At 65.4% G+C, this 25,595-nt stretch carries 31 protein-coding genes, 2 tRNA genes and 1 other RNA gene; 7 read left to right on the top strand and 27 right to left on the bottom strand.

The window, feature by feature from the left end:
• Positions 1–104 precede the first annotated feature (104 nt).
• From hpaH to ACTXGA_RS06115, 6 genes are all read right to left on the bottom strand, one after another.
• Entirely contained in the window at positions 105–902 is a 798-nt protein-coding gene (gene hpaH, locus ACTXGA_RS06140; protein ID WP_443392253.1) for a 2-oxo-hept-4-ene-1,7-dioate hydratase, read from the bottom strand.
• The gene (locus ACTXGA_RS06135) at positions 899–1,762 is read right to left on the bottom strand and encodes a fumarylacetoacetate hydrolase family protein (protein ID WP_443392413.1); all 864 of its coding nucleotides are present in this window, start codon (positions 1,760–1,762) and stop codon (positions 899–901) included. Before ACTXGA_RS06135 ends, hpaH begins: the two co-directional genes overlap by 4 nt.
• Positions 1,762–3,159, bottom strand: a complete 1,398-nt coding sequence (locus ACTXGA_RS06130; protein WP_443392252.1) for a pyridoxal phosphate-dependent decarboxylase family protein — start codon at positions 3,157–3,159, stop codon at positions 1,762–1,764. The genes ACTXGA_RS06135 and ACTXGA_RS06130 overlap by 1 nt, the downstream gene beginning before the upstream one ends.
• A gap of 111 nt (positions 3,160–3,270) precedes the next feature.
• A complete protein-coding gene (gene hpaD, locus ACTXGA_RS06125; RefSeq protein WP_443392251.1) occupies positions 3,271–4,251 on the bottom strand; it encodes a 3,4-dihydroxyphenylacetate 2,3-dioxygenase in 981 nt (326 codons plus the stop codon).
• A gap of 178 nt (positions 4,252–4,429) precedes the next feature.
• Positions 4,430–5,941, bottom strand: a complete 1,512-nt coding sequence (gene hpaE, locus ACTXGA_RS06120; RefSeq protein ID WP_443392250.1) for a 5-carboxymethyl-2-hydroxymuconate semialdehyde dehydrogenase — start codon at positions 5,939–5,941, stop codon at positions 4,430–4,432.
• A 9-nt stretch (positions 5,942–5,950) separates the two neighbouring features.
• Positions 5,951–6,340: a 5-carboxymethyl-2-hydroxymuconate Delta-isomerase gene (locus ACTXGA_RS06115; protein ID WP_443392249.1), complete on the bottom strand. Its 390-nt coding sequence runs from the start codon at positions 6,338–6,340 to the stop codon at positions 5,951–5,953.
• Between the two features lie 65 nt (positions 6,341–6,405).
• On the opposite strand from ACTXGA_RS06115, the gene hpaR reads away from it, so the two are divergent.
• Positions 6,406–6,870, top strand: a complete 465-nt coding sequence (gene hpaR, locus ACTXGA_RS06110) for a homoprotocatechuate degradation operon regulator HpaR (protein WP_443392248.1) — start codon at positions 6,406–6,408, stop codon at positions 6,868–6,870.
• A 74-nt stretch (positions 6,871–6,944) separates the two neighbouring features.
• On the opposite strand, the gene ACTXGA_RS06105 is transcribed toward hpaR, so the two are convergent.
• The 5 genes from ACTXGA_RS06105 to ACTXGA_RS06085 all read right to left on the bottom strand — a co-directional run bounded on the left by ACTXGA_RS06105 (position 6,945) and on the right by ACTXGA_RS06085 (position 10,034).
• Positions 6,945–7,021: transfer RNA gene (locus ACTXGA_RS06105), tRNA-His, on the bottom strand.
• Positions 7,022–7,146: 125 nt separating this feature from the next.
• The gene (gene kce, locus ACTXGA_RS06100; protein WP_443392247.1) at positions 7,147–8,076 is read right to left on the bottom strand and encodes a 3,5-dioxohexanoate:acetyl-CoA acetone transferase; all 930 of its coding nucleotides are present in this window, start codon (positions 8,074–8,076) and stop codon (positions 7,147–7,149) included.
• Positions 8,077–8,081: 5 nt separating this feature from the next.
• Positions 8,082–8,978 carry an HpcH/HpaI aldolase/citrate lyase family protein gene (locus tag ACTXGA_RS06095; protein WP_443392246.1) on the bottom strand — a complete coding sequence of 299 codons (897 nt, stop codon included), beginning with the start codon at positions 8,976–8,978 and terminating at the stop codon, positions 8,082–8,084.
• Positions 8,975–9,433, bottom strand: coding sequence for a MaoC family dehydratase (locus ACTXGA_RS06090; protein ID WP_443392245.1), 459 nt, complete (start codon positions 9,431–9,433; stop codon positions 8,975–8,977). The genes ACTXGA_RS06095 and ACTXGA_RS06090 overlap by 4 nt, the downstream gene beginning before the upstream one ends.
• Before the next feature lie 112 nt (positions 9,434–9,545).
• Complete coding sequence (locus ACTXGA_RS06085; RefSeq protein WP_443392412.1) at positions 9,546–10,034, bottom strand: GNAT family N-acetyltransferase; 489 nt, start codon at positions 10,032–10,034, stop codon at positions 9,546–9,548.
• Positions 10,035–10,124: 90 nt separating this feature from the next.
• On the opposite strand from ACTXGA_RS06085, the gene ACTXGA_RS06080 reads away from it, so the two are divergent.
• Complete coding sequence (locus ACTXGA_RS06080; protein WP_443392244.1) at positions 10,125–10,316, top strand: DUF6324 family protein; 192 nt, start codon at positions 10,125–10,127, stop codon at positions 10,314–10,316.
• A gap of 1 nt (position 10,317) precedes the next feature.
• On the opposite strand, the gene ACTXGA_RS06075 is transcribed toward ACTXGA_RS06080, so the two are convergent.
• The 3 genes from ACTXGA_RS06075 to ACTXGA_RS06065 all read right to left on the bottom strand — a co-directional run bounded on the left by ACTXGA_RS06075 (position 10,318) and on the right by ACTXGA_RS06065 (position 11,707).
• Entirely contained in the window at positions 10,318–10,704 is a 387-nt protein-coding gene (locus tag ACTXGA_RS06075; RefSeq protein WP_443392243.1) for a VOC family protein, read from the bottom strand.
• 71 nt (positions 10,705–10,775) lie between these two features.
• Positions 10,776–11,237 carry a hypothetical protein gene (locus tag ACTXGA_RS06070; RefSeq protein WP_443392242.1) on the bottom strand — a complete coding sequence of 154 codons (462 nt, stop codon included), beginning with the start codon at positions 11,235–11,237 and terminating at the stop codon, positions 10,776–10,778.
• Between the two features lie 11 nt (positions 11,238–11,248).
• Positions 11,249–11,707 carry an MmcB family DNA repair protein gene (locus tag ACTXGA_RS06065; protein ID WP_443392241.1) on the bottom strand — a complete coding sequence of 153 codons (459 nt, stop codon included), beginning with the start codon at positions 11,705–11,707 and terminating at the stop codon, positions 11,249–11,251.
• A 110-nt stretch (positions 11,708–11,817) separates the two neighbouring features.
• Here ACTXGA_RS06065 and ACTXGA_RS06060 point away from each other — a divergent pair, with 110 nt between their 5' ends.
• The 3 genes from ACTXGA_RS06060 (at position 11,818) to ssrS (ending at position 14,170) form a co-directional block, all read left to right on the top strand.
• The gene (locus tag ACTXGA_RS06060) at positions 11,818–13,146 is read left to right on the top strand and encodes a hypothetical protein (RefSeq protein WP_443392240.1); all 1,329 of its coding nucleotides are present in this window, start codon (positions 11,818–11,820) and stop codon (positions 13,144–13,146) included.
• A gap of 45 nt (positions 13,147–13,191) precedes the next feature.
• Positions 13,192–13,932 (top strand): COG3904 family protein, encoded by a 741-nt coding sequence (locus ACTXGA_RS06055; protein WP_443392239.1) that lies wholly within the window; start codon positions 13,192–13,194, stop codon positions 13,930–13,932.
• A gap of 82 nt (positions 13,933–14,014) precedes the next feature.
• A non-coding RNA gene (gene ssrS / locus ACTXGA_RS06050) (6S RNA) lies at positions 14,015–14,170 on the top strand.
• A 99-nt stretch (positions 14,171–14,269) separates the two neighbouring features.
• On the opposite strand, the gene ACTXGA_RS06045 is transcribed toward ssrS, so the two are convergent.
• From ACTXGA_RS06045 to rlmB, 6 genes are all read right to left on the bottom strand, one after another.
• Positions 14,270–14,605, bottom strand: a complete 336-nt coding sequence (locus ACTXGA_RS06045) for a hypothetical protein (RefSeq protein ID WP_443392238.1) — start codon at positions 14,603–14,605, stop codon at positions 14,270–14,272.
• A gap of 123 nt (positions 14,606–14,728) precedes the next feature.
• Positions 14,729–15,202 (bottom strand): transcription antitermination factor NusB, encoded by a 474-nt coding sequence (gene nusB, locus ACTXGA_RS06040; RefSeq protein ID WP_443392237.1) that lies wholly within the window; start codon positions 15,200–15,202, stop codon positions 14,729–14,731.
• The gene (locus ACTXGA_RS06035; protein ID WP_443392236.1) at positions 15,199–15,750 is read right to left on the bottom strand and encodes a 6,7-dimethyl-8-ribityllumazine synthase; all 552 of its coding nucleotides are present in this window, start codon (positions 15,748–15,750) and stop codon (positions 15,199–15,201) included. The genes nusB and ACTXGA_RS06035 overlap by 4 nt, the downstream gene beginning before the upstream one ends.
• Positions 15,750–16,877: a 3,4-dihydroxy-2-butanone-4-phosphate synthase gene (gene ribB, locus ACTXGA_RS06030; protein WP_443392235.1), complete on the bottom strand. Its 1,128-nt coding sequence runs from the start codon at positions 16,875–16,877 to the stop codon at positions 15,750–15,752. The genes ACTXGA_RS06035 and ribB overlap by 1 nt, the downstream gene beginning before the upstream one ends.
• A gap of 109 nt (positions 16,878–16,986) precedes the next feature.
• Entirely contained in the window at positions 16,987–17,310 is a 324-nt protein-coding gene (locus tag ACTXGA_RS06025) for a hypothetical protein (RefSeq protein WP_443392234.1), read from the bottom strand.
• Between the two features lie 94 nt (positions 17,311–17,404).
• Complete coding sequence (gene rlmB / locus ACTXGA_RS06020) at positions 17,405–18,187, bottom strand: 23S rRNA (guanosine(2251)-2'-O)-methyltransferase RlmB (RefSeq protein WP_443392233.1); 783 nt, start codon at positions 18,185–18,187, stop codon at positions 17,405–17,407.
• A gap of 130 nt (positions 18,188–18,317) precedes the next feature.
• Between rlmB and ACTXGA_RS06015 the strand changes: the two genes are divergently transcribed.
• Positions 18,318–18,401, top strand: a tRNA-Tyr gene (locus tag ACTXGA_RS06015).
• 46 nt (positions 18,402–18,447) lie between these two features.
• Here ACTXGA_RS06015 and ACTXGA_RS06010 read toward each other — a convergent pair.
• The 4 genes from ACTXGA_RS06010 to ACTXGA_RS05995 form a co-directional block, all read right to left on the bottom strand.
• Positions 18,448–19,794, bottom strand: a complete 1,347-nt coding sequence (locus tag ACTXGA_RS06010; protein ID WP_443392232.1) for a hypothetical protein — start codon at positions 19,792–19,794, stop codon at positions 18,448–18,450.
• A gap of 144 nt (positions 19,795–19,938) precedes the next feature.
• Positions 19,939–20,739: a metal ABC transporter permease gene (locus tag ACTXGA_RS06005; RefSeq protein ID WP_443392411.1), complete on the bottom strand. Its 801-nt coding sequence runs from the start codon at positions 20,737–20,739 to the stop codon at positions 19,939–19,941.
• Positions 20,729–21,505, bottom strand: coding sequence for a metal ABC transporter ATP-binding protein (locus ACTXGA_RS06000; protein WP_443392231.1), 777 nt, complete (start codon positions 21,503–21,505; stop codon positions 20,729–20,731). Before ACTXGA_RS06000 ends, ACTXGA_RS06005 begins: the two co-directional genes overlap by 11 nt.
• Positions 21,502–21,981, bottom strand: coding sequence for a Fur family transcriptional regulator (locus ACTXGA_RS05995; RefSeq protein WP_443392230.1), 480 nt, complete (start codon positions 21,979–21,981; stop codon positions 21,502–21,504). Before ACTXGA_RS05995 ends, ACTXGA_RS06000 begins: the two co-directional genes overlap by 4 nt.
• Before the next feature lie 93 nt (positions 21,982–22,074).
• Between ACTXGA_RS05995 and ACTXGA_RS05990 the strand changes: the two genes are divergently transcribed.
• Positions 22,075–23,004, top strand: a complete 930-nt coding sequence (locus ACTXGA_RS05990) for a zinc ABC transporter substrate-binding protein (RefSeq protein ID WP_443392229.1) — start codon at positions 22,075–22,077, stop codon at positions 23,002–23,004.
• A gap of 6 nt (positions 23,005–23,010) precedes the next feature.
• Here ACTXGA_RS05990 and ACTXGA_RS05985 read toward each other — a convergent pair whose 3' ends face one another.
• The 3 genes from ACTXGA_RS05985 to ACTXGA_RS05975 are packed head-to-tail and all read right to left on the bottom strand — an operon-like array spanning position 23,011 to position 25,540.
• On the bottom strand, positions 23,011–23,796 hold the full coding sequence (locus ACTXGA_RS05985; protein ID WP_443392228.1) for a LamB/YcsF family protein: 786 nt from the start codon (positions 23,794–23,796) through the stop codon (positions 23,011–23,013).
• Positions 23,793–24,800 carry a 5-oxoprolinase subunit C family protein gene (locus ACTXGA_RS05980; protein ID WP_443392227.1) on the bottom strand — a complete coding sequence of 336 codons (1,008 nt, stop codon included), beginning with the start codon at positions 24,798–24,800 and terminating at the stop codon, positions 23,793–23,795. The genes ACTXGA_RS05985 and ACTXGA_RS05980 overlap by 4 nt, the downstream gene beginning before the upstream one ends.
• Positions 24,797–25,540 carry a 5-oxoprolinase subunit B family protein gene (locus tag ACTXGA_RS05975; protein ID WP_443392226.1) on the bottom strand — a complete coding sequence of 248 codons (744 nt, stop codon included), beginning with the start codon at positions 25,538–25,540 and terminating at the stop codon, positions 24,797–24,799. Before ACTXGA_RS05975 ends, ACTXGA_RS05980 begins: the two co-directional genes overlap by 4 nt.
• Positions 25,541–25,595 lie beyond the last annotated feature (55 nt).

Below are 25,595 nucleotides of genomic sequence, written 5' to 3'. Positions count from 1 at the left end.
CGAACCCGGAAGCAGAGCAACGCTCCCAAGGCGCGCATTACGGGACGGTGGGCGGGGCGATATCGGGGCCGCAGGCCCCGAGGAGCGCCGTCCCAACGTCCCGCTCATTCAAAACTGATCGCCACCTGGCCGAAATCCCCGAAATCCGCCTCGATCAGCGAACCCGAGGGGCATTCCACCGGCCGGATGAACGACCCGGACAAGACCACCTGCCCGGCTTCGATCCGCTGTCCATAGGCCGCCAACCGCTCGGTCAACCAGACGATGCCCATCACCGGATCATTCAACACCCCTGCCCCCAGCCCGGTCTCCTCGACCACGCCGTCCCGCGCCACGATTGCCCCGATCCAGCGCAGATCCACCAGCCGTGGGTTCAACCGCCGCTCGGCCAGCACGATCCCCGCATTGGCCGCATTGTCGGCAATCGTGTCACAGACCGTGCGCGCCCGCCCGGTCTGTGGATCGGCCCGCAGGATACGCGTGTCGAGGACCTCCAGCGACGCGCAGACATGTTCCGTGGCGGCGACGACCTCCTCGCGTGAGACGGTACCCGATAAGGGCGCCTTCATGACAAAGGCAATCTCCGCCTCCACGCGCGGCTGGATGAACCGCCCCCTGGGCACCACACCGCCGCTCTCGAAAACCATGTCGTCCAGCAGCACGCCGCTGTCCGGCGTCTCGATCCGCAGCGCGTCCTGCATCGCGCGCGAGGTCAGGCCGATCTTCCACCCCACCTGCCGCCGCCCCTGCGCCAGACGCGCCGTCACATAGGCGGCCTGCACGGCATAGGCCTCATCCAGCGTCATGTCGGGATGCGCCAGCGACAGCAGTCCGATCTGCTCCCGCGCGGCCTCTGCCGTCACCAGGGACCGCGCGGCGGCAAGGATATCCTCTTCGGTCACGCCTCGTCCTCCACCCCGTTGCGCAGGATCCCGATGCCCTCGGCCTCCACCTCGACCACGTCGCCCGGTTTCAGCCAGACCGGCGGATCCAGCCGCGCCCCCGCGCCGGTGGGTGTGCCGCAGATCAGCACATCCCCCGGCACCAGCGTGCAGAACGTCGAGACATAGGAAACGATGTAGCGGAAATCGTAGTTCATGCGCGAGGTCCGGTCGCTCTGCCGCACCTCCCCGTTCACGCGGGTTTCCAACGCGATATCATCCAGTTGCGCCGCATTTGTGAATGGCACCAGCCACGGCCCCAAGGCCCCGGAGCGGTCCCAATTCTTGCCCTGCGTCACGTTGAACTTGGCGTGCCGCACCCAATCGCGGATCGTGCCTTCATTGCACAATGTCAGGCCCGCCACATGATCATAGGCCTCCTCGCGCGTGATCCGTCGCCCGCCCTTGCCGATCACGATGACAATCTCACCCTCGTAGTCCAGTTGCTCACTCTCCGGCGGCCGCACCAGGTTTTCCCCATGGCCAACGAAACTGCGCGGAAACCTGATGAACAGGGAGGGCTTCGACGGCGCCGCCTGCCCGTCCTTGTACTCGGCATTGCGGTCCGGATAGTTCACCCCGACGCAGATGATCTTCTCCGGCGCGGGGATCGGCGGCTCCAGCGTCACCGCCTCCAGCGCATGATCCGCGCCGCGTCCCGCCGCCTGCAGGAAAATCTCCTTCAACGCACCCGCCGCAATCACCTCGCGCAAACTGGGCCATTGCGGATTGGCAGAGGACAGGTCGATGACCCCTTCTCCTGTATGCACGCCATAGAACAACCGCCCCTCAAAGCGGTAGGAAACGAAATGCGGCACCATCATGCCCGGCCTCCGGAAATCTCCGCGATGACATCCACCGCCATCATTACATCGTCACGGGTACAGTCGAACTGCCCGACCTGAAATCGGATCACCTTGCGGCCTGCGTGCAGGCCTTGGGTGACATAGATCCGTCCATCCGCATTGATCGCATCCACCAGCGCCTGCTGGGCCGTATCATCCCCCAGCCCGCGAAAGGTGAACAGCGACAGGATCGGCTCGGTCACGATCTCAAAGCCCCGCGCACGCAACGCCTCACAGACCTCCCCGGCCCAGGTGACATGGTTGCGCAACCGCGCACGCAGCCCCTCCAACCCGTAATAGCGCAGGAGGAACCACAGCTTCAGCGCCCGGAAGCGCCGCCCCAGCGGGATCGTCCATTCCGAGTAATTCACCACCTCCGATCCGGAGGTCTTCAGGTATTCCGGCTCGATCTTCAGCGTATCGATCTGCTGTTTCGGATCCTTGAGGAACTGCACAGAACAGTCGAACTGCGCGCCCAGCCACTTGTGCGGGTTGAACACCACGCTGTCGCACATCTCCACTCCCGGCCAGAACTGCGCGCGAAACTCCGGACAGATCATCGCCGATCCGGCCCATGCCGCATCCAGATGCAGATACAATCCCTCGTCCCGCGCCACCTGCGCCACGTCGGTCAGCATGTCCCACGCCCCCACACCCGTGGCCCCGGTCACCGCGATGATCCCCGCGGGCACATGCCCCTCCGCGCGATCCTCGGCGATCCGGGCGCGCAAGGCCGCCACATCCACGCCAAATCCCGGCGCGCCCGTGGTGCCGATCTTCACAAGGTTCTCCTGCCCGATTCCTGCCACCCAGCAGGCCCGGTCGATCGAGGAATGCACCTGGTCCGAACAATAGACCCGCAACTGCCCCTTGCCCGACAGCCCCTCGCGGTTCCCGGTCCAGCCCGTCGCCCGCTCCCGCATGGTCAGCACCGCCGACAGGGTCGCCGAAGAGGCGGAATCCTGGATCACCCCGGACCAGCCGTCGGGCAGGCCCATGGCCTGCCGCAACCAGTCGATCATGACGCCTTCCATCTCGGTCGCCATGGGCGAGGTCTGCCACAACATGCACTGCGGCGCGAGCGTACTCACCAGCATCTCGGCCAGCATGGACACCGGCGCGGCATTGGCCGGGAAATAGGCAAAGAAGCGCGGATGTTGCCAATGGGTCAGCCCGTCCGGCACGATCCGCTCGAAATCGGTCCAGATCGCCTCCATCGCCGCGCCGTTTTCCGGCGGCGCGGCCGCCAGCAAGGCCGCACACTCCCCTGGCGCAACATCCGGCCGCACGGGGCGGTCCCTCAGCCCCTTGTGATAGCTGGCGCCAAAATCGCCGGCCCGCGCCGCCCAACGGGCAAATTCGTCCCAATCCATCACGCTCACTCCAGCAGCCCGTTTCTTTTGGCCTTCAAATACCTCGGGGGAGGCTCGCAGAGCCGGGGGCAGAGCCCCCTGCCGCGCCACAGGCGCGACCGCCCGGCAACCTCAAGGCGCCACGATCGGCGTTGCATTCAACACCGCCGCAACCGGTTCGACCCCGTCGAAGACGGAGCCTTCCTCGAACCAGGACCGCGGCGCGGGCGCCCCCCACAGCGTCTGGCGCTGCGGGTCCTTCAGGTCCCATTTGATCGGTTCCAGATCCGGATCCACGGTCTGGTAGTCCGAACAGTAGATCTCGATCCGGTGCCCGTCCGGGTCACGTATATAGAGGAAGAAGGCGTTGGAAATCCCGTGCCGCCCGGGCCCCCGCTCGATATTCGCGAGGTAGCCGGTGGTCGACATCAGGTCCAGCAGGTCGATGATGTTGAGCGGCGTCGGCACCCAGAACGCCGTATGGTGCAGGCGCGGCCCCGTGCCATTGGTGAAGGCCACGTCATGCACGCCGCCCTTGCGATGCATCCAGGCCGCCCAGAGCCGCTTGCTCACATCGTCCTCGGTATATTCCGTCACTCGAAAGCCAAGCTGCCCGTAAAAGGCCACGGCCTTGTCCACATCCGGTACGAAACAGTTGAAGTGGTCGATCCTCAGCGGCTTGACGCCGTGGTACAGGCGATATTCCTGATGGATCGGCGGCAAGCGGTCCATGCGGAAATAGAACTCCATCGGCGCGCCGAAACAGTCATGCGTCCGCAGCGTCCGTCCCTGATGGCTGCGTTCGACCCAGTCGACCGCATGTCCCTGCGCGGCAAACCAGTCATGCGCCCGGTCCAGATCCGCCTCGGAATAGACCTTGTAGGACAGATACCGCACCGATGCCGCATCGGCCCGGCGCAGCACCATGCAATGATGCCCGCGCTCCTCCATCGCGCGCAGGCACAGGGTGTCTGCGGTCTCTTCCGTCACCTGCAGGCCCAAAGTGTCGACATAGAAGGCCCGGCTGGCGGCCAGATCGGTCACGCCGTATTCCACATGGCTCAGCCGCACGATGTCGAAGGGCGGATAGAGGGTCGGCTCAGGGATCGGCATCACGCGCCCTCCGGTTTAGGGATGTCATTGCCCCGCCTGCGGAAGAGTAGTGGCAGCCCGATCAGCCCTGTCGCACAGGTTGCTGGGCACAAAACCTGTTTTCCCATGTTCCCCTCCCCCACGATTTCGCGCGGCTCATTCTTCTTGGTCACTTTTCCGAAACGCCTGCAGGGCCCTCTCAGCCACCCAGTTTCGGGATCTTGTGCGCGCCGGTGGCAAAGCTGACGTTCACCGTCTCCATGTAGAAATCAAAGGACCAGTCGCCGCCGTCGCGCCCGATGCCACTGGCCTTGACCCCGCCAAAGGGCGTCGGCAAATGCCGCACATTCTCTGAATTCACCCACATCATCCCGGCCTCCAGCCTTTCGGTCATCCGCAGGGCGCGGGTCAGGTCGTTGGTCCAGAGATAGGCGGTCAACCCGTACTCCGTGTCATTGGCGATCCGCATCGCCTCCCCTTCGTCGGCAAAGGGGATGGCGGTCAGGACGGGGCCAAAGATCTCTTCCCGGGCAATGGCCATCTCGTTCGTCGCGTTGGTGAACAGCGTCGGCGCCACGTAACAGCCCGCATCCCCCACCTTTACGCCACCGCAGGCGATGTCCGCGCCCTCGGCCCGCGCCTTGTCGAAGTAGGACAGCACCTTCTTTTCATGCACTGGGTGGATCAGCGGGCCGACCACGGTTTCCGGGTCCAGCGGATGGCCCACCCTGATCCGTGCCGCCCGCTCGGCGACTTTGGCGCAGAAATCCTCATAGATCGTGTCCTGCACCAACAGGCGCGAGGACGAGGTACAACGCTCTCCGTTCAGCGAGTAGATCATGAAAACCGCCGCATCCAGCGCCCGGTCCAGATCCGCATCGTCAAAGACGATCACCGGGTTCTTGCCGCCCAGTTCGAAATGCACGCGTTTCAGGGTCTCCGCCCCCTGCCGCATGATCATCGAGCCGGTCCGCCCCTCACCCACGAAGGCAACCGCCTTTATGCCGGGATGTTCGGTCAGTGCCTTGCCCGCTTCCTCGCCCAGCCCGTTGACCACGTTCAGGACACCGGGTGGCAGCCCCGCTTCCTCGGCAATCTCGACCAGCAATTTCGCCGTCATGGGCGAAAACTCCGCCGGTTTCTGCACCACGGTGCAGCCCGCGGCGAGCGCCGGGGCAATCTTCCACGTCGACAGCATGAAAGGCGTGTTCCACGGCGTGATCACGCCCACCGGGCCAATGGGCCGGCGCGAGGTCATGTTGATCTGACCCGGCGCATGCAGGGTCTGGCCGTCGCGCGCCTCTGGTGCCTTGTCCGCGAAAAAGCGGAAATTCTCCGCCCCGCGGATTGCCGCCTTGGACATGAAGCGGATGGCCTGTCCGGTATCCATGCTCTCGACCAGCGCGATTTCCTCAGCCCGGGCCACGATGCCGTCCGCCACCCGGTGCAGGATCGCCCGGCGGTCCTTGCCCGGCATGTCGCGCCAGTCGGCAAAGGCGGATTGGGCCGCGCGTACCGCCGCATCCACGTCCTCGTCCCCGCCCCGCGCGACCTGCGCCAGCGTGCTGCCATCCACGGGGGACAGCGTTTCGACCGTTGCGCCGGAGGCCGCCAACCGCTGTTCGCCGCCGATGTGGTGCAACACGCCCTCACGCCGAAAGCGGGCCAGGTAGGCCTCCACGCGCGACAGGTTTTCATCCAGCTTGTTCATCTCTGCCCCTTACGCCCCGGATTTCATCCGGTCATGGATCGGGTTGGCCTTCCAGTTCAGGTCCGGATCAATTTCCCTGATCTCCATCGCCAGAGCGAAATGCCCACCTTCCAGCAAGGGTGCCAAAGAGGATTTGGCCACGTCAAAGATCGCCTCCCCCGCCTTGGTCAGCACCACCTTGGGACGCCCCGATCCCACGGAGAGCTCAAGCCCGACAAAGTGGTTTTCCGGGTGTCGGTCCGCCATGCGCCAATAGTCACAACGGATCGCCTTGACCCGCACCCCGGCCGCCGGAAACACGCCGGTGCTCACCATGGCCGCGTGCAGCGCCCCGCAGAGCGCATCGAGATCGGTCATGTCCTCGACCCCGGGCGAATACTCCAACCTCAGATGCGGCAAACTCGGCTCCTCCCTTTGACATTTAACATGTTAAATAATACTCTGCCTGTCAACAGGAGAGTTCCATGCCCAGATCCCCGGACGCCCCCGCCGCCTTTCCGCTGTCAGCAACCCAGCGCACCCTGCCCATCGCCCTGTTGCGGGCGCGTGAGGCGGTGATGGAGCGTTTCCGACCCATGCTGCGGGAGATCGACATCACCGAACAGCAATGGCGCGTCTTGCGGGTGGTGCAGGAGGTGGAAGAGATCGACGCCACGCAACTGGCGCGCACCGCCTGCGTGCTGGCCCCTTCTCTGACTCGCATTCTCAAGGCTCTGGAGGCGCGGGACCTGATCGAATTGCGCCGGGATTCGGCGGACCGCCGACGCGCGCTGGTTCGCCTGACCCCAACCGGAACCGCCCTGCTGCACGCGGCAGCACAGGACAGCGCCAGAATCTATGCCGGAATCGAAGAACGTCTGGGCGCGGATCGCATCGCCGATCTGCTGGACGCGCTTGAAGCGGTCACCGAAGAGCTGGGCCGGACCTGAGAGCCCGCAACCAGAGCACGATCAAGCGGCGCAGATCCTGCGGTATTCGTCTGTCATGCTGTTGTGAGGGAGAGTGGTACCGCCTTCCCGGTTCGAACGGGAGACCTCTTGATCCACAATCAAGCGCTCTAACCTACTGAGCTAAGGCGGCACGTTTACCGGGGCAATTTGGTGTCCGCCCCGGACGTGCGGCTTGTTAGCAGCACGAAACCCGGGACGCAAGCAGCAAGACGCGCAGTTTCACGTCCAAATCCTTGCCCCTGTGGCCGCCCGGGATCAGAAATTCACCCGGTCCCCGCCCTTCAACTGCAACATCTCGCGCGCCTCATCCGGCGTGGCGATCTCTCCGCCCAGATCCTCGACGATGCGGCGAATCTTTTCCACCTGCTGCGCGTTCGACACCGCCAGTTCGCCGCGCCGAATATAAAGCGAATCCTCAAGGCCGACTCGCACATTGCCGCCCATCTGCGCCGCTGCCGCCGCCAGCGACATCTGTGCCGCCCCCGCCCCCAGCACGGACCAACGATACCGGTCGCCGAACAGCTTGTCGGCGGTGCGCTTCATGAATACGAGGTTTTCAACATCCGCGCCGATTCCGCCCAGAATGCCCATCACGAACTGCAGAAAGATCTGTGCCTTAAACAGCCCGATGTCCATGCAGTATTTCAGGTTATAGAGGTGGCCGACGTCATAGATCTCATGCTCGAACTTGACGTTATGCGGCGCCATCGTCTCTGCCGCCTCGCGCAGATCGGCAAAGGTGTTGCGGAAGATGTTGGATTCCGACCCTTCGATATAGGGCTTTTCCCAATCGTAGCGGAAGGACTCGTAGCGCTCGGCCAGCGGATGAAAGGCGAAGTTCATCGACCCCATGTTGAGCGAGCACATCTCGGGGCTGAACTGGGCCGCCGCCTGCAGGCGTTCCGTGATCCGCATCGTGGGCGCGCCGCCCGTGGTCAGGTTGACCACCGCCCCCGTCGCCTGTTTCACCCGGCTGAGGATCGGCGAATAGTGTTCTGGCGCGACCGAGGGGCGGAAATCCTCTGGATCGCGGGTGTGCAGGTGCAGGATTGCCGCGCCCGCCTCTGCCGCGTCGATGGCCTGCCGGGCGATATCCTCTGCCGTCAGCGGCAGGTGGTCCGACATGGTCGGCGTGTGGATCGCTCCGGTGACGGCGCAGGTGATGATGACCTTTTCGCGTGCCATATCCGTCAGCTCCAGGCCAGATAGGCGTCGCGCAGGGCAAGCACCTTTTGCGCCTGCACCAGATGCGGGCGGTCATACATGCGCCCGTCGATGCCGATGGTGCCCACGTCCGGATCGGCGGCAAAGGCCGCGACCACCTTTTCGGCCAGCGCGATATCCTCGGCGCTGGGGCTGAAGGCGGTGTTCATCGGCTCGATCTGCGCGGGGTGAATCGCCAGCCCGCCAGAGAACCCCTCACGCCGCGCGCCATTCAGGGTCTCGCTCAGCACATCTAGATTGCGGAAGTCGGGATAGGCGGTTTCAAGCGCCTGCACCCCGGCCGCCTTGGCCCCCAACAGCATGTTGGAGCGCGCCATGCGGTAGGTCAGCGACAACCGCCCATCCGCATCCTTGTTGGTCGAGGCGCCCAGATCCGCGCTCAGATCCTCTGCCCCCCATGTCAGACCATAAAGACGCGGCAGATCGGACTTGCGATAGCGGCCCAGCGCAAAGGTCGCCGCCGCTGTTTCCGTCGCCACGGCAATGATCTCGATCGACCCGCGCGCCACCCCTTCGCGGGTTTCCAGCACATCGAGATAGTGGCTGAGGCGCTGCAGGTCCTCAGGCCCCTCACATTTCGGCAGCATGATTCCGTTTGGCGCGGCCCGCACCACCGCCGCCAGATCGTCCAGCGCATGCGGCCCGCTCAGCGGGTTGATCCGCACCCACAGCTCCATCCCCTTGCGGGTCTTGCCGCCCTCCAGATGCGCCGTGACCATGGCCCGCGCCAGCGGCTTGCGCGCGTCGGCCACGGAATCCTCAAGGTCGAAAACCAGCGCATCCGCCGCGCTGTCGACCGTCTTTTCCATCTTCTTCTCGCTGTCGCCGGGAACAAAGAGAATGGATCGCAGGGGGAGTCTCATGCCGCGGGCCTCCCCATCATCAGGGCTGCACGGGTGCATTCCGCCACCAGATCGCCTTTTTGATTGTAGGCGCGGTGATGAAAGGTCACGATCCCCTGCCCCGGCCGCGATTTGGAGGCACGGATATCAACCACCTCTGTCTCTGCCCGGAGGGTGTCGCCGTGGAACACCGGCTTGGGGAATTTGACCCCGTCCATGCCCAGATTGCCGACCGTGGTGCCCAGCGTGGTATCGCCGACCGACAGGCCGATCAGCAGGCCAAGGGTGAAAATGCTGTTGACGATCCGGGTGCCGAATTCGGTGTTCTTCTGGCAGTAATCCTCATCCAGATGCAGCGCGGCGGGGTTGCAAGTGGCAACGGAAAACCACGTGTTGTCCGCCTCAGTAACGGTGCGTCGCATGGCATGGGTGAACACCTGCCCCACCTCGAACTCCTCGAAATACAATCCCGGCATGTGATCCTCCTCCTGCATGTGGGCCGCGCCCTTTGGCGGTCATTACTACGCCCTTCCCCTGTGGCGGCAAGGGGCACACCCCGGCACAGGGCAACGGGCGGGACAGGCGCGGTCAGGCAGCGATCAGATCGATTTCCCACCCCTGCTCGACCACATCGACACCAAAGCTGTGCGCCGGTTCGGTGCGGACCAGGCGCCACCCGCTCTTTTCATACAGGGCACAAGCGGCGCGATGGCTTTCATGGGTCCACAGCACCATGCGGCGATAGCCGCAGGCGCGGGCGAACCCCATGCATTCCGTCAGCAGCCGCTTTCCCAACCCCTTGCCGCGCGCCTGGGGCATCAAAAGGAACAGGCGCAACTTGGCCGTCTCGGCATCCGCACGGACGCAAAAGATGCTGCCCAGCCGCTGATCCCCCTCCCATGCGATGAAGGCGCGCTCGCAGGACGGGTCCTGTTCAACGGCGAAGGTTTCCAAGATCTCGCGCACAAGGGCCGGAAAGCTCTCGTCAAAGCCTTCGTCGCGCGCATAGAGCCAGCCGTGCATCTCGACCAGCCAGTCGACATCTCCGGGCCCAAGGTCTTTCAGGTCAATCGTCATACCCACAGCAAAGCCGCCCGCCGCTTGCAAATCAAGTCTTTCGCCGCTACCTCACGGCGATCTTTCCGGGCATCTAAAAAGGGGCCAAGCATGGGCATCAACGACGAACGCGAGATCGAGGCGAACCTTCAGATCGGCCCGACGGATCAGGGCATGGTCCGCCTGTTCATCTACGCCGACGGGCTGGAAATCCCGATGGATTTCGAACCGGCCGAGGCCGAGGAAATCGCCGAGGAACTGCGCGCTGCCGCAACGGCCGCCAAAGCGCGCAAGAAACGCTGAATTACACCTTGGGCGCGGGCACGTGCTGGTCGATGAAGACGCGGTTGCCGTCCGGATCGACCAGCGAGATATGCCCCGGCCCCTCACCGTCCTCCGGCGTCCCCTTTTCGATGTCGACCCCGGCATCCCGCAGCCGGGCCTGAATGGCCCGGATATCGTCAAACTGCAGCGCCTCGTCGCCCCCGGCGGTCCAGCCGGGATTGAACGTCAGCATGTTGCCCTCGAACATCCCCTGAAACAGGCCCAGCGTGCAGCTGCCGTTGCGCAGGATCAGCCAGCCTTCCGGGGCCGCTCCTCCGACCGGCTCGAATCCCAGCTTGCCATAAAACGCCTGAGACGCGGCCAGATCCTTGACCGACAGGCTGACGGAAAACGCTCCAAGTTCCATGATCCTTCCCCCTGTTGATTGCGCGCAGCGCGCCCTGCGCCCGGTCTAACACGGCAACCGCCGCGCGTCCTCTACTCGATCAGCGCAATCTTGTCGGGCAAGCCGCGCCCGTCGTTCCACCACCGGTTCGGATTGTCGCGGGTCGGATCATAGGCCGCCCGGCTGACCCAATCCTCGCGCACGAAAATCACCGGCTCTTCGTAGTGATGCACCGCGATGACCGCGTCCATGACCCGTTCCAGCACTGTCAGATCACGCACCACCGAGATTTTCAGCTCCACCATCGGATAGGTCTCCGTCGCGCCCGGCGAGAAGCCCTCGACATGGGTATGCGTGGTCGATCCCGGCTCTGGCTGCGCGGTTTCCTTGCCCACGGCGGAAACGCTGGCATTGCGCTGATAACGACCATATGACAGCGGATAGACCGCCATCACAGCGTCCAGGATACGATCCACATCCCTTGGCAGGGTCTGGATTTCAAGCGTCCAGACCGGCTCCAGCCTCCCGGATGCTGCCCTGTAGCCTTCCAGCATCTTCGCCCCCCTTACCAGCCTTGCAGATTCGCCCCCGGATCGCGCAGCCCCTGCAACCGGCGGGCCGCGTGAAAGCCGAACTTGCGGATCAGCTTGTTGCGGCGGGCGGCGGCCAGCTTGTCCTCGGGCCCCATGCGCAGGATCTCGGCGTCATAGCTGTCGGCGATGATCAGCCCCGTACCCTCCGGCAGAAGGTCAGTCGGAAATTCCTGATCCACGGCCCAGAAATAGCGGTCACACCATTCCAGATAGCCCTGCCATTTGGCATCCCCCAGGAAATCCGCGCGGCTGGACTTGCACTCCACCACCCAGATCTCTCCCTTCGGGCCAAGCCCCATCACATCCACCCGCAGCCCCCGGTCGGGCACGAATTCCTCGACCACGGCAAAGCCGTGCCCGGCAAGGTGGCGGCACACACCCCGCGCCAGCATCTGGCCGGGCATCAGATCATTTGCGACAGGCAATTCCATGCCCAAAGTGTTGAACAATACGTGAACAAATGCAACCCCGCCGCGCCCCGCCTTCCCTCTCCCGGCAAAAAGATTAGGCTCACACGGGTGTTTGCAATTAAGGCCGCCCAATGACTCAGCCCCCCGGTTCCGATCACCACCTGACCCGTGCAGAGGCGCGCGGCGTCCGCGCCGCCCGCGAACTGGAGGGGCACCTGACGTGGCTCGACACCTTTTCGGGCACGGCTCTGGGCGTTCTTTCGGTCGCCTCCGGCATCTATACCTATCTCGGGGTCTCTTCGCTGCTGGACGAAGATGGCGCCATGTCGGTCTTTGCCGCCATCGCCTATTCCACCGCCGTCTCTGTCGGCATCTTCGTCTTCTGGTCCTACATGCTACGCTTGTTTCCGGCGGTGCGCACGGCCCGCGCCCGCGCCGGACTGATGGCCGCCATGGGTTTGGGCAGCCTTGCCATCGTCGCCATGTCCTCGTGGCTGAACGCCGCCGCGCTGGCCGGATCGGCGGCGGTGGAACAACACCTTGCCAAGACCGTGCAGGACTATCAGGTGGCCCTGGAACGGGCGCATGAGATCGCCCTGACCGGGCAGGCGCTGGAACGGGATGTCGCCCGCGTGCGCCAGTCGTTCGAGGATCTGTCAGAGCAGGAGGCCGCGGGCTCGCTCTCCGGGCTCGCCGGGCGCGGCGCGGTGTTCCGCGTGTTGCGCCAGAAATCCGCCGAACTGACGGCGCTGGAAACCCAGATCGCGGCCCAGACGCCGCTGGTGGACACCGCCTTTACCGAGGGCAACACCATTCTCAGCCGGATGCGCGCCCTGACCGTCGAACCGGGCAGCGTCGAGGCCCGCTCGGTCGAGTTTTCCGAAGCCGCTGTGCGCCTGCAGGGCCTCATCACCCAGCTGCGGCAACTCTCGGTCGCCCCGCTGGTCGAACGCGCGGCGCAGGATCTCGCGGCCTCTGTCGTCCTGCCTGAACTGGACAGCTCCACCGCCGCGGGCCGCGCCGATCAGTCGGCGACGATCACTTCCGTCCTGGAAGTGCTGGCACAGCGGGCCACGACGCTGCAGAAGGCCGCGCAGAACGTGCAGGCGCTGCAACAACCCACCGACGTGACCTATACCCCGATCTCTGCCGCCGACGCTGTGATCCTCTATGCGCGCAACTTCGTGCCCTCATGGGCGGGGGCAATCGCCATCGACCTGCTGCCCGCGGTGCTGGTGTTCATTCTGGCCATCACCCATGCCGCCATCCGTCAGGGCCGCGAGGGCGCCGGCGTCGAGGACACGCTGACACTGGCCGAACTGCGCGCCGCCGTCACCGCCCTGCGCGAGGTCGAAGCCGTCGCCGCCCAACAGCCCGCGACACCAACCGCCCCGGCGGCGGCCGCCAGCCCGCGCCCTGACAGCGATGAGGTGACACCGCTCAAGGGCAAATCGGCCTGACCAAATGACCGATACAGCAGCTTCTCACGCCTCAAAGGCCCGCCCATGAACCGCTCTGTTGCCCGCACCCTCTCCGCGGTGCTGATCTTTCAGCTGGGGATCGGCGCGCTTTTGATCCTTGGCGACCTCCGCGATGGCGCCATGACCCTGCCCAGCTTTCGCACCGACGCCCCGCGCCTGTCGGAACCGGTGCGTCCCGGCGATCAGCGCCGCCTGTTCAACCCGGGCCGCGACCGTCCGATCCTTGGGCCCGAACGTGACCCCGGCCAACTGCCGGACCGGCTGACGCTGACCTTTGCGGGCGGCGTCTGGCGGCTCGAAGGGGCCATCGCCGACGGGGACGCCCAGCGCCTGATCCCGCAGATCGACCGCGCCGATCCGCCGATCGAGACCCTGATCCTGCAATCCGAAGGCGGCTCCGTCCGCGACGCGCTGGACCTTGGCCGCCACCTGCGCGCCTCCGGGATCGGAACGCGGATGCTGTCGGGCGAATTCTGCTATTCCGCTTGCCCCTACCTCTTTGCGGGCGGATCAACGCGAGAAGCCGCCGCCTCCGCCTCGCTTGGCGTCCATCAGCACTATTTCGGGGAAAACACCCTTTTGCCCGCCTTCATCGCGGTCGAGGATATCCAGCGCGGTCAGGCCGAGGTCATGATCTACCTCGCCGAGATGGGCATTGACCCGCTGGTCATGCAGCACGCCCTCGCGACACCGCCGGATGAGATTTACATTCTGCTGCCAGAAGAGGTGACAAGCTTCGGGTTTGTCACCAAACCCGACTCCTGATCCCGATCCGGTCCGGACTTTCCGAAGAAAACACAGCCCTCCCCTTGTCATGGTCCCCGCGCCGCCTTAACTCAGGCGCTGGCGGGTTCTGCCCTTCTCGTAAACGGGTTCATTCCGGTGGCCTTAAGCAAATCCGAGGGAGCTGGCTCTGGTCAGGCCGTGGTCTGATTACCTGGCGCCCACCTGTATATACAGGTCCTCGGGAATGCACGACCCACACGGTTGGTGTGGTTCCCGCCGCATACCACATGCCCACCCCCTCTCCGGGAAGTGGATGGAGGGTGGGCCGCTGAGCCGCAAGGCTCAGTCGGGGCGCCCGGAAGCCTTCCCGCAGGGCTCAGTGACCGTTGAACACCCGCATCACCCGCGATTTTCGTGCCTCTGCGGCAACTGCAATCGGCTCTGCCCGCACGGCGGGGCCTGGCTGGCGTTTGCCGCCACCCGTATCATCATCGTCGCCCATGCGCATGATCGAGATGCCGAATTGAACACCGGCGAACACGATGCCGTTGAACACCCACAGCATCGCCACCGCGACAAGGCCCACGTCGCTGCCCGAAATCAGATGCCACAGGTTCGCCACGTTGAACCAGAGCAGCGCGCCGACGAAAACCGCCGACAGGCCAAAGCCGGTCAGAACCTGCGTGATGTAAAGGCGGATGAGCTTGGGCATGGGGCGACTCCTTCGCATTCCATAATCAGAATACAATTTAGAGCGTCGACCACAAGTGGCAAGTGCGTCCGATTGCCCGGCGACTCTGGCCGGACCGGGCCTCAGAACGCCTCCGGCTTGGCCTCAGAACGCCTCGGGCTTGGCCTCGCGCGCCATGTGATCCAGCACGGCATTGACGAATTTGGTCTCTTTCCCGTCCGGGAAAAAGGCGGCCGCCACCTCGACGAATTCGACGATCACAACCCGCGGCGGTGTTTCCATCGCCACCAGCTCCGCGCCCGCCGCGCGGAACAGCGCCCGCAGGGTCGGGTCGATCCGGGCAATCGGCCATTTCGCCACCAGCGCGCGGTCGGTCATCTGGTCGATCTTGCTCTGCCAGTTCACCGCCTGCTCGACCAGCTTGACGAAGAAATTGACGTCACCGTCGATCATCTCCGTCCCTTCCTCGATCTCGGCACCAAACCGGAATTCGAGGAATTCCTGTTTGACCTTGTCCAAGGTCGAGTCCGACTGCTCCATCTGAAACAGTGCCTGAACGGCATATAGCCGCGAAGCGCTGCGCATCTTGCGCTTCTGATTGCCCGAAATCTGGGTCATGCGGTGGTGGGGCCCTTGCTGTCGCCTGCGATCTGGATCTCGTCGCTCAGGGGGACGAATCCCACCCCCTTGCGAGAGCCGCCCCACTTACGTTCCAGCGCCAGCAGATGCAAGGCCGCTGCGGCCGCGCCGCCCCCCTTGTTCTGGCCCTTGGCCTCGGCCCGCACGCGGGCCTGTTCGTGGTTCTCCACCGTCAGGATGCCGTTTCCGATGCACAGCCCCTGCAGGCCCAGCAGTTGCAGCGCACGCGAACTGTCGTTGCAGACCGTTTCGTAATGCGTGGTCTCGCCCCGGATCACGCAACCCAGCGCGACATAGGCATCGAAATTCGACAGCCGTTCGGCGATGCCGATGGCGGTCGGCACTTCCAGCGCACCGGGCACCTCGATGGTCTCATGCCAGCCCCCACAGGCCTCGATCTCGGCCTCGGCCCCGGCCACCAGTTGATCCGCAATATCCTTGTAGTAGGGCGCCACCACGATGAGCACCTTGACCGGTTTGTCAAAGGTGGGACGCTCCAGCACGTAATGCGTTTCGTTCGATGCCATCAGCCCAACTCCGAGATCTTGCGCGTTCCAGTAATTTCAAGCCCGTAGGCGTCCAGCCCCACCACCTTTGGCGTCGGCGAATTGGTCAACAGGATCAACTTCGACAGGCCCAGCGACGACAGGATCTGTGCCCCCAGCCCGTATTGCCGCAGCGTGGTGGGCGAAACACCTTCGCTGACGTTCAGCTTCATCGAGGTGTCGCGCAGCAGAACAACGACGCCACGGCCTTCCTCGGCCACCGCCTCCATCGCGTGCTGGAACTCATGCGCCCGGCCGCGCGGCCCGGTGCCCACGACATCCAGCATCGGATCCAGCGCATGCATCCGCACCAGAACCGGCTCCGGTGTGGAAATATCGCCTTTCATCAGGACGATATGCTCATCCCCGTGGGTTTCGTCGGTGTAGATGCGCATCTTCCACTCACCGCCGAATTCCGACTGCAGGGTTTCCTCGGTCCGCACCTTCACCAGGTTGTCGTGGCGGCGACGATAGGCGATCAGGTCGCTGATGGTGCCGATCTTCAGCCCGTGTTTCTGGGCAAAGGCCACCAGCTCCGGCAGCCGCGACATGGTCCCGTCCTCGTTCATGATCTCACAGATCACGCCCGCCGCGTTCAGCCCCGCCAGCCGCGACACGTCCACAGCGGCCTCTGTATGGCCCGCACGCACCAACACCCCGCCCTTGCGCGCACGCAGCGGGAAGACGTGACCCGGCGTGGCGATATCCGCCGCCCCCCGGCTTGAATCGATTGCAACCTGAATCGTGCGCGCCCGGTCCGCCGCCGAAATCCCCGTGGTCACCCCCTCGCGGGCCTCGATGGAGGTGGTGAATGCCGTCTCATGCCGCGACGAATTGTTCGTCGACATCAGCGATAGGCCCAATTCCTCGATCCGGTCCGAGGTCATCGCAAGACAGATCAGGCCACGGCCATACAGCGCCATGAAATTGATCGCGTCGGGCGTCGCCCATTGCGCGGGAATCACAAGGTCACCCTCGTTTTCGCGGTCTTCGTGATCAACCAGAATGAACATCCGCCCGTTGCGGGCATCTTCGATGATTTCCTCGACCGAGGAGATCGCATCGGACCAGTCCTGTTCGACCTGGCCGGGGTTTTCGTAATGGGGCATCGGGTCTCTCTCCAACCTGTCTCAGGCGGGATACTTGACAGACCCGTCAAAGGCCAGAGGCAAGCAGGGCGACGTATTGTGCATTCAACAAGACACGCTGTGCGGGATCTCAGTCAAAGATGTCCTCCAGCAGATCCAGCGCCTCGTCGAACAGCCGATATCCGATGCTCTTCTTGCGCTTCTTTTTCGACGAACGGACAGGGTGGTGCACCGGATGGCGCGTCGCCTGGGTCAGGTCCGGGGCCCAGTCGGCCTTGCGCTTCTTGGGCGTCGATTTCTTGCCCGTCGCACCCGCATCGGCCTTCAGGTGCTTCATGTTGTGAAGGGGCGCGCCACAGGCCGAACAGGTCAGTTCGTGCCGGACGTCACCGCGCAGGACAAGCGCGGCGCGGGTGCCGCAGTAACAACAGGTTGCGATCTTTGTGTGGCTCATGCAGCGGATTTAGGGATAGTTGCCCCGCGATACAACGCTGTCCCCTCTCCACGGCTTTCCACGGTGTCTCAGGAGCGCGCTTCGCGCCCAAGCCTCAGCCGCGCGCCGCGTACAGCGCCACCGCCGCCGCGTTCGACACGTTGAGCGAGCCGAAGTTGCCCGCAAAGTCGATCCGCACCAGCCCGTCCACCGTATCTTTCGTCTTGGGCCGCAGGCCGGGCCCCTCGGCCCCCAGAACCAAAGCCACCGGCTGATCCCGCCGCCCCTCCAGCGCCTCTTCGATGGTCTGTTCCGCTTCGCCGTCCAGACCCAGCACGATGTATCCGATGTTCTGCAGCGCAACGATGGTATCCGCAAGGTTACGCTCGCGCAGATAGGGCTGCCGCTCCAATGCGCCGCTGGCGGTCTTGGCCAGTGCGCCGGTTTCCGGCGCGGCATGGTGGCGCGTGCCGACCACCGCCTGCGCGCCAAAGACTTCGGCAGACCGCAGGATCGCCCCCACGTTATGCGGATCGGTCACCCGGTCCAGCAGCACCAGACGCAGTGGCCTGTCGCTGTCAGAGGTCACCGCCACATCTTCCAGCCGCCCCCAGTCCAGCGGCTTGACCTCCAGCGCGGCCCCCTGATGCACCGACCCGGGATCAATCGGCACGCTGAACCGGCGCGGGTCCTGAATTTCCGGCTCCATGCCAGAGTCGGCGACCGCCTCGGCCAGCTTGTCCGCCGCATTCGGCGTCAGCACCAGCCGCAGTTTCTCGCGCCGCGGATTCATCAGCGCGTCGCGCACTGCATGCAGGCCGAACAGCCAGACGGTTTCCGCCGCCGAGGCCCTGCGCGCCTGTTCCTTCTCGATCACCCACTTCGGTTTCTTCGCCATGCCGAGCCCCTCTGCCTGAGGCCCACAGCCATTGCACCGCCACGCGTGCTTTGCCAAGGGAATTTCCTGTTGACGGGGGTTTGGGGCAGTTGTAATCAGCCCCCCACGCCGGGTTGGCCCGGTGTTCGGTGGGCGACAGGCCGCAAGGTGTGGCAGGGGACTGTAACTCCCTCGCGGAGACGCACGCTTGGTTCGATTCCAAGGTCGCCCACCATCTCCTCTCTCAGATGCAACACCTTGTCAGGCGGCGCTTTCGCGCCCTAGCCGATGACAAAGGCGTAGATCAGCACCCAGACGGACAGCAGGGCGGCAAGCACCGCCACATACATCCCGTTCCAGCGCAATCCGACGTGCAAGGCGCTGACATTGCCGAAGGAACCGATCAGCAGCGTCGTCGCCGTGAACGGAGAACAGATGCCGCTGATCGCCCAGCCCGCCGCGATGGCCGCCACCACCGCCGATGGCGTCACGCCAAGCACCGCCGCCTCCGGGATGATCGGCGCGCAGAGCGTCACCGCAAGGATCGGGTTCATCCCCAACTGCCCCAGGACCGGCACCAGCCAGACCAGGAACAACAGGACCGCCCATGTCGGCAGGGCCGCAAGATCTATCCCCGCACCGGCAACCAGAGGCCCCAACAGCGGGCCGCCAACCGTCCCGATATAACCCGCCATCATCAGCAGAGTGACTTCATTGCGATTCGCGGGCAGTTCGGTCGAGACGTAGCGCGCCAGACGGGTGCGCAGCGAATACGCCAGCACCCCGCTCCGGTGCTGGATCACCGCCCAGGCCAGCGACAGCAGCGGCACGACCAGCATCACGATGCCGACGATCCGGATGCCGGTGTTGCTGTAGAGGACGGACACCGTCCCGCTCAGGATCACCAGCAGCACAAGCAGCGGCTGCAACAGACGCAACGTCCCCGTCGCGGGCGCACGCGGTGGCGCGGGCACAGACAGCCGTGGCTTGAAAATCGTGTCCAGCGCCCAGCCCGTCAGCAACAGGATCGCCGCGCTGACAAATCCGGCCTGCACCGAATCCGCCCAGCGCGCGCCGGGAATCAGCGCATTCGTGATCGCCATCGAAAAGCCCAGCGGCGACCACGGCAGCGAGGAAACGAACCCGCGCTGAATAGCCAGCAGCATCCGCCTTGTGCGGTGGCGGCGGATCTCGGCGTTGGCCTCGCGCCCGGCGCTTTGCGTGGCAAGATTGCCCAGCAAGGAAATCGCCCCGTAATTCAGCAAGAGCGCAAACAGGTGGCTGCCAACCGTCAGCGCCGCATAGCGCCGTCCCGGCGGCTGTTCGGCAAGATAGGTTCCGGCGGCACGGATCGCCGGAGAGGATTCGGCCACGTTGCGCAGGGTGGTCAGGGCCGCGAAAAACGCCGCGATGAAGGCCGCCGATCCCAAGGCGCGCAGAACCACGGCCTGCCAGACCGGCAAAAAGACATAGGCGCAGCCGGTCAGGATCAGGCCGACCAGAACAAACCCCTGCCGCGACCGGCGCACCTGCGGGGTCAGCAGGACCAGTACAAGAATCACGACCCCCGGCAACAGGACCGGAAAGGTCGCCGCGCCCCATTCCTCCAGGCAGACCAGCACGGTCACGCAGACCAAAAGCAGCCCCGTCGCCAGATCGAATCTCTTGCCTATGCCTGCCGGAAGAATGGCCCGCGCTCCAAATACTGTGCCGCCCTGCCCCTGTCCTAGCGTGCCGCGGGACAAGAGGGTAGCGGCAAAGGAGGAGTCCGGTCAGGCCGGGCGCCCGCCGGACAGCCGTTCAACCAGCGTGCTCAGCGCAAACAGGGCTGCAGCGGCGCAGACGATGCTGGGCCCTGCGGGTGTGTCCAGATGCCATGCCGCCCACAGCCCGCCCAGCGCCGACAGAACGCCAAGGCCCGCCGCCCTGACCAGCATCCCTTCGGGCGTTGCGGACAGGGGCCGCGCCGCCGCTGCCGGAATGATCAGCAGCGCACCGATCAACAGCGCACCGACCACCTTCAGGGCCACGGCGACCACCAGCGCCAGCGCCAGCATCAGCACCACGCGTTCGCGCTCCGGGTCGATCCCTGACGCCACGGCCAGATCGGGCGAGACGGTCGCCGTCAACAGCGCGTTCCAGCGCCAGCCGATCAGCGCCGCCACCGCCGCGCCGCCGCCCCAGATCACCGCCAGATCCGTGTGGCTGACCGCAAGGATGTCGCCGAACAGATAGGCCTCAAGGTCCAGCCGTGGCCCCTGCACGAAAGAGGCCGCCACAAGGCCAAGCGCCAGCGCCGCATGCGCCGCCACACCCAACACCATGTCCGCGCCATAGCCCCGGCCCGACAGGCGCGCCACGCCAAATGCCACGCCCAGCGCCACCACCAGAGTCCCGGCAAAGACCGGCACGGAAAAGGCCAGCGCCAAGGCCACCCCCAAAACCGCCGCATGGGCCGTGGCATCCCCGAAATAGGCCATCCGCCGCCAGACCACGAAGACGCCCAGCGGCGCCGCCGCCAGTGCCGCCCCGACCGCCGCCAGAACGGCGCGCACAAGGAAATCATCCAGCATGTTCGTGCTCCGGCGCTGTGTGGTCATGATCATGGTCATGCCCGTGGTCATGATCATGGCGATGGCTGTGTTCGTGCCGGTACAGGGCCAGCGCGCCCTTGGTCCCGGTGCCGAACAGCGCGCGGTATTCCTCGGCCTGCGCGACCACCTCGGGGTGGCCTTCGCAACAGACATGACCGTTCAGACAGATGACCCGGTCGCTTGCGCTCATGACCACATGCAATTCATGGCTGACCATCAAAACCGCGATCCCCAATTCGTCCCGCAGCTTTTCCAGGCGGAGGTAAAAACTGGCCTGCGCGGGCTGGTCCAGCCCCGTGGTCGGCTCATCCAAAATCAGCAACTGCGGATCATCCAGCAGCGCCCGCGCCAGCAGGACCCGCTGGAACTGCCCGCCCGACAGCGCCGCCAACTGGCGCTCTGTCAGGTCCGCCGCCCCCGCCTCTTCCAGCGCCCTGTGCCGCGCCTCGGCGCTGGATTTTCTGGGCAGGTCCAGAAACCGCGCCACCGTCATCGGCAACGACGGATCCAGCCGCAGCCCCTGCGGCACATAGCCCAGCCGCAATCCGGGCTGCCGGATGACCTTGCCCCGCGCCGGGCGAATGGCGCCGATCAATCCCCGCAACAGGGTCGACTTGCCGGAGCCATTGGGGCCCACCACCGTTACGATCTCGCCGGGGCGGATGGCAAAATCCACGTCGCGCAGGACCTCTCTGGCCCCCTGCCGGATCGCCATGCCTCGCGCCTGGATCAGCGCATCGCTCATGCCGCTTGCTCGGTACAGGACGGGCACAGCCCCTCGGCCTCGATCGCCACCCGTTCGACCACAAAGCCAAGCTCCGCCGCCGATTCGCGCAACGCCTGCGAGGCGCGGCGTCCGGGCGTTTCCGCCACGGCGGAACAGGACCGGCAGATCAGGAAACAGGGGGCATGCCGCTCTCCCGGGGCCGCGCAGGCGACAAAGGCATTCAGCCGCTCGATCCGATGCGCAAACCCGTTTGCGACCAGGAAATCCAGCGCCCGATAGGCCACCGGCGGCTGCGAGCCGCGTCCCTCGTTGCGCAGATGATCCAGCACCTCGTATGCCCCCATCGCGCGGTGTTCGGACAACAGGAGTTCCAGCACCCGCCGACGAATGGGCGTCAGCTGCAACCCCTGTGCCGAGCAGGTCTCTTCGACCGTGCTCAGCGAGGTCGCGATGCAGTGGTGATGGTCGTGGCTTTCAAAGCCCTTGATCTCCATGGCGGTGCCTCCGAACGATTCAGGGGTTGATATGGTATAACATTCAATCGTACAAGACGGGTCAACGTGATAATATAACACATGAAGGCCCCGATGCTGCGCCCCCTCTTCCTTTCGCTTTGCCTTGCCCTGCCACACGCCGCCCTGTCCGACGCCCCGCGCGTCGTGACCGACATTGGCCCGGTGTCCAGCCTAGTCGCTATGGTCACCGGTGAGGTGACATCGCCCGAAGGGCTGCTGCCGCCCGGCGCCTCGCCGCATGAAATGGCCCTGCGCCCCAGCCAGGCGCGGGCACTGTCCAACGCGGATCTGGTGGTCTGGGTCGGCCCGGCGCTGACGCCCGGCCTTGACCATCAGATCGAAATGCTGGCGCCCAAGGCGCGCAAGCTTGCCCTGCAAGAGGTCGACGGCACGCACCATCTGCAAACGCGCGACACCGGCCTGTTCGAACACGAGCACGACGACCATGACGACCACACGCCCGATGAGGACCACCATGAGGACCACGCCGACGGGATCGACCCGCATCTCTGGCTGGACCCGGACAACGCCACCCTCTGGCTGAGTGCCATAGCAGAGGCTCTGTCAGAGAAAGATCCAGAGAATGCAGAAGCTTACCGCGCAAACGCACAGGCAGGCGCGGCGGCAATCTCCGCAGCCAGCGCCGAGGCAGAGGCGCTGCTGAAAGACGGCAAGACCGGCCCCTTCGCGGCGGCGCACGATGCCTTCCAATACTTCGAGGCGCGCTTTGGCCTGCGTGTTTCCGGTGCCCTGTCAGACGCGGAGGCCACCCCGTCCGGGCCCGCACGCCTTGCGGCGCTGCGCGACGCTCTGGCCGCCCAACCGCCAGCCTGCGTCTTTATCGAACCGGGCACGGACCTGCGCCTTGTCGCCTCCATCGTCGGGGATGTTCCGGTGGCGGAACTCGACGCGCTCGGCAGCAGCCTGCCGCAGGGTGCCGCGCTCTATCCCGCGCTGATCCGGGATTTCGCCCAGCGCATTGCCGCTTGCGGGACAGGCTAAGACCAATCAGCCTCCGGAATAGGCCCCGCGCCGCCCGCTGAACGCCGCGACCGTCAATCCGGCCTCCTCCAGCGCGGCGCGCACAGCCCGCGCCATCGGCAGCGCCGTCGCCCCATCGCCATGCAGGCAGATCGTGTCGATGGCGGCGGGGATGGGCTCACCCTCTTCGGGCAAAATCGCGCCCGCCTGCACCATCTTCACGATGCGCGGCGCGGTGGTCTGCGGATCATGCAGCACTGCCCCCGGTAACCGCCGATCCACCAGCGTGGCATCGGCATTATAAGCCCGGTCGGCAAAAATCTCACCGGCCCAGAGGCACCCCAACCGCTCGACCACGCGCTGCTGCGCCGTCGCGGCCAGCACCATCACGATGATCTCCGGCGCGATTTCCAGCGCCGCGCCATAACAGGCCTCGGCCAGCGCCGCGTCTTCGGAGGCCATGTTGGACAGCGCACCGTGCAGCTTCAGGTGCCGCACCTCGGCTCCGCAGGCCCGCGCCATGCCCAGCGCCGCGCCCAGCTGATACTGCACCATGTGGCGCAGGCTCTTTTCCGGCAGATGCATCCGCCGCCGGCCAAATCCCTGCAGATCCGCAAAACCGGGATGCGCCCCGATGCCGACACCCCGCGCCTGCGCCGTGGCCATCGTCTCGGCCATCACGTCCCAGTCGCCCGCATGGAAGCCGCAGGCCACATTGGCAGAACTCACCACCTCCAGCAGCGCCGCGTCCTGCCCCATCACCCAGGGGCCAAAGCTTTCCCCCATATCCGCGTTCAGATCGACCGATGTCATGACAGTTCCTCCCCGGCGGTGACGCCGCTGATCAGTGAATAGGACAGCAGGTCCGGCATCCGCGCCGGATCGCGCAAAAGCGGCTTTGCCATGCCCGGCAACGCCGTGAGCATCTGCCGGTGTTTCTTCTCGGCCTCCAGCGCCTCATCCCGCGTGACAAAGCGAAAGCGCAGTTCCGCCCCCGGCCCGGCCTGCGCCACGCGCGGCAGATCCGCCGGGATCACCGTGCCGATGCGCGGATAGCCCCCCGTCGTCTGGCATTCGCTCATCAGCACATAGGGCGCACCATCGCCGGGGATCTGGATATCGCCGGGGGTGATCACCTCTGACAGGATGCTCTGGCCGGTGGGCAGCCCGTATCCCTCTGCCGGGGGCATGACGCGCACACCCATCCGGTTGCCGCGCCTGTCGCGGGTAAAGGTCTCGCTCTCGAACCGCGCCCGCATTTCTTCGGGGAATAGCGCGGTCTGAAGGCTGGGCAGGACCCGCAACAGCCCGCCGCCGAACCGATCGCCCGGCGTCAGGATCAGGCCGGTTGCCGTGCCCGCATCCTGCGACAGCGGCAGCCGATCCCCCGCCGCCAGAACGCGCCCCAGCCCCGCGGCCAGATGCGCCGACTGCGCGCCCAGAACCTGCGGCGCGGCAATGCCGCCGCCGATGGTCAGATAGCCATAAACGCCGGAAAGCGCCCCGCCGATTTCCAGCACGGCACCGGCCTCCAGCCTGTGGCTGGCGTTCCAGACCAGCGGCACGCCCTCTACCGTGGCCCGCATCTCGGCCCCGGTCAGCGCGATGCGACAGGGCGCATCCACCCGGAACCGCCCGCCGAACCCCGCCATTTCCACCGCAACGCCAACGGGTTGCCGCAACAGCGCCGCCCCTTCGGTCATCGCGACAGGATCCGCCGCCCCGCCCCGCGACAGCCCCAGCGCCAGATAGCCGGTGCGCCCGCGATCCTGCAGGGTCACCCCCGGCCCGGCCTGAAATACCTCCAACGCGGTCATTGCAGCGCCTCCATCACGATCCCGCCTTTCGGGTCCGCCTCCAACCGTCCCCAGCTGTCGGCCGGGACGGCGTCAAAGATCACCTCATCCCCCGGACGCAGCCGAAAGGGCGTGTCGCTGTCCGGCCGGAACAGCGGTGCCGCCGTCCGGCCCACCTGCCGCCACCCGGTCGGCGAGGTCACGGAAAACAGCACGAACTGACGGATCGCCACCACCAGCGCCCCTTCGGGCACCTTGGGCGTCAGCCCGGTCTGGCGGGGAATGTCCCATGGCTCGGGCAATGTCCCGAGATAGGGTTGCCCGGGCGCAAAACCAATCGCATTGACCCGCACCCGCGCCCCGGTCAGGGATTTCACCGCCTCAGCGGCGCTCATCCCAGCCAGTTGCGCCGCCTCGTCCAGCTGCGGGCCAAAATCGCCGCCATAGACAGTCGGGATGCGGATCAGCCGCCGCCCCTCTGGCAAGGGTTTGGCGTACCAGTCCTCGGCCTTCAGCAAGTGGTCCAACTGCCCGGCAAGCCGGTCAAACGGCATGGCAAGCGGATCGAATCGCACATAGGCCGAAACCAGAGAGGTTGCACATTCCTCAACCCCGTCGGGCGCTTCACGCTCCATCGCGGCACAAAAGGCCAGCGCGGCGCGATTGGCAGGCTCTGACAGGCTGTCACCGAACCGCACCAACACGCCGTCCAGCCCGATGGGATCAATCCGTGGGAATTTCTGTTCAGAGGGGGATGTCATGTGGCAAGTCTCCTCGGCGCAGACCAGCATGCCCCGGCAGGTTTGTCCATGAATC

Source organism: Antarctobacter jejuensis (assembly GCF_052266595.1).
GTDB classification, from domain to species: Bacteria; Pseudomonadota; Alphaproteobacteria; order Rhodobacterales; family Rhodobacteraceae; genus Antarctobacter; species Antarctobacter jejuensis.
Note: the sequence above shows the minus strand (reverse complement) of the source record. Positions and strands in the feature narration are given on the sequence as shown.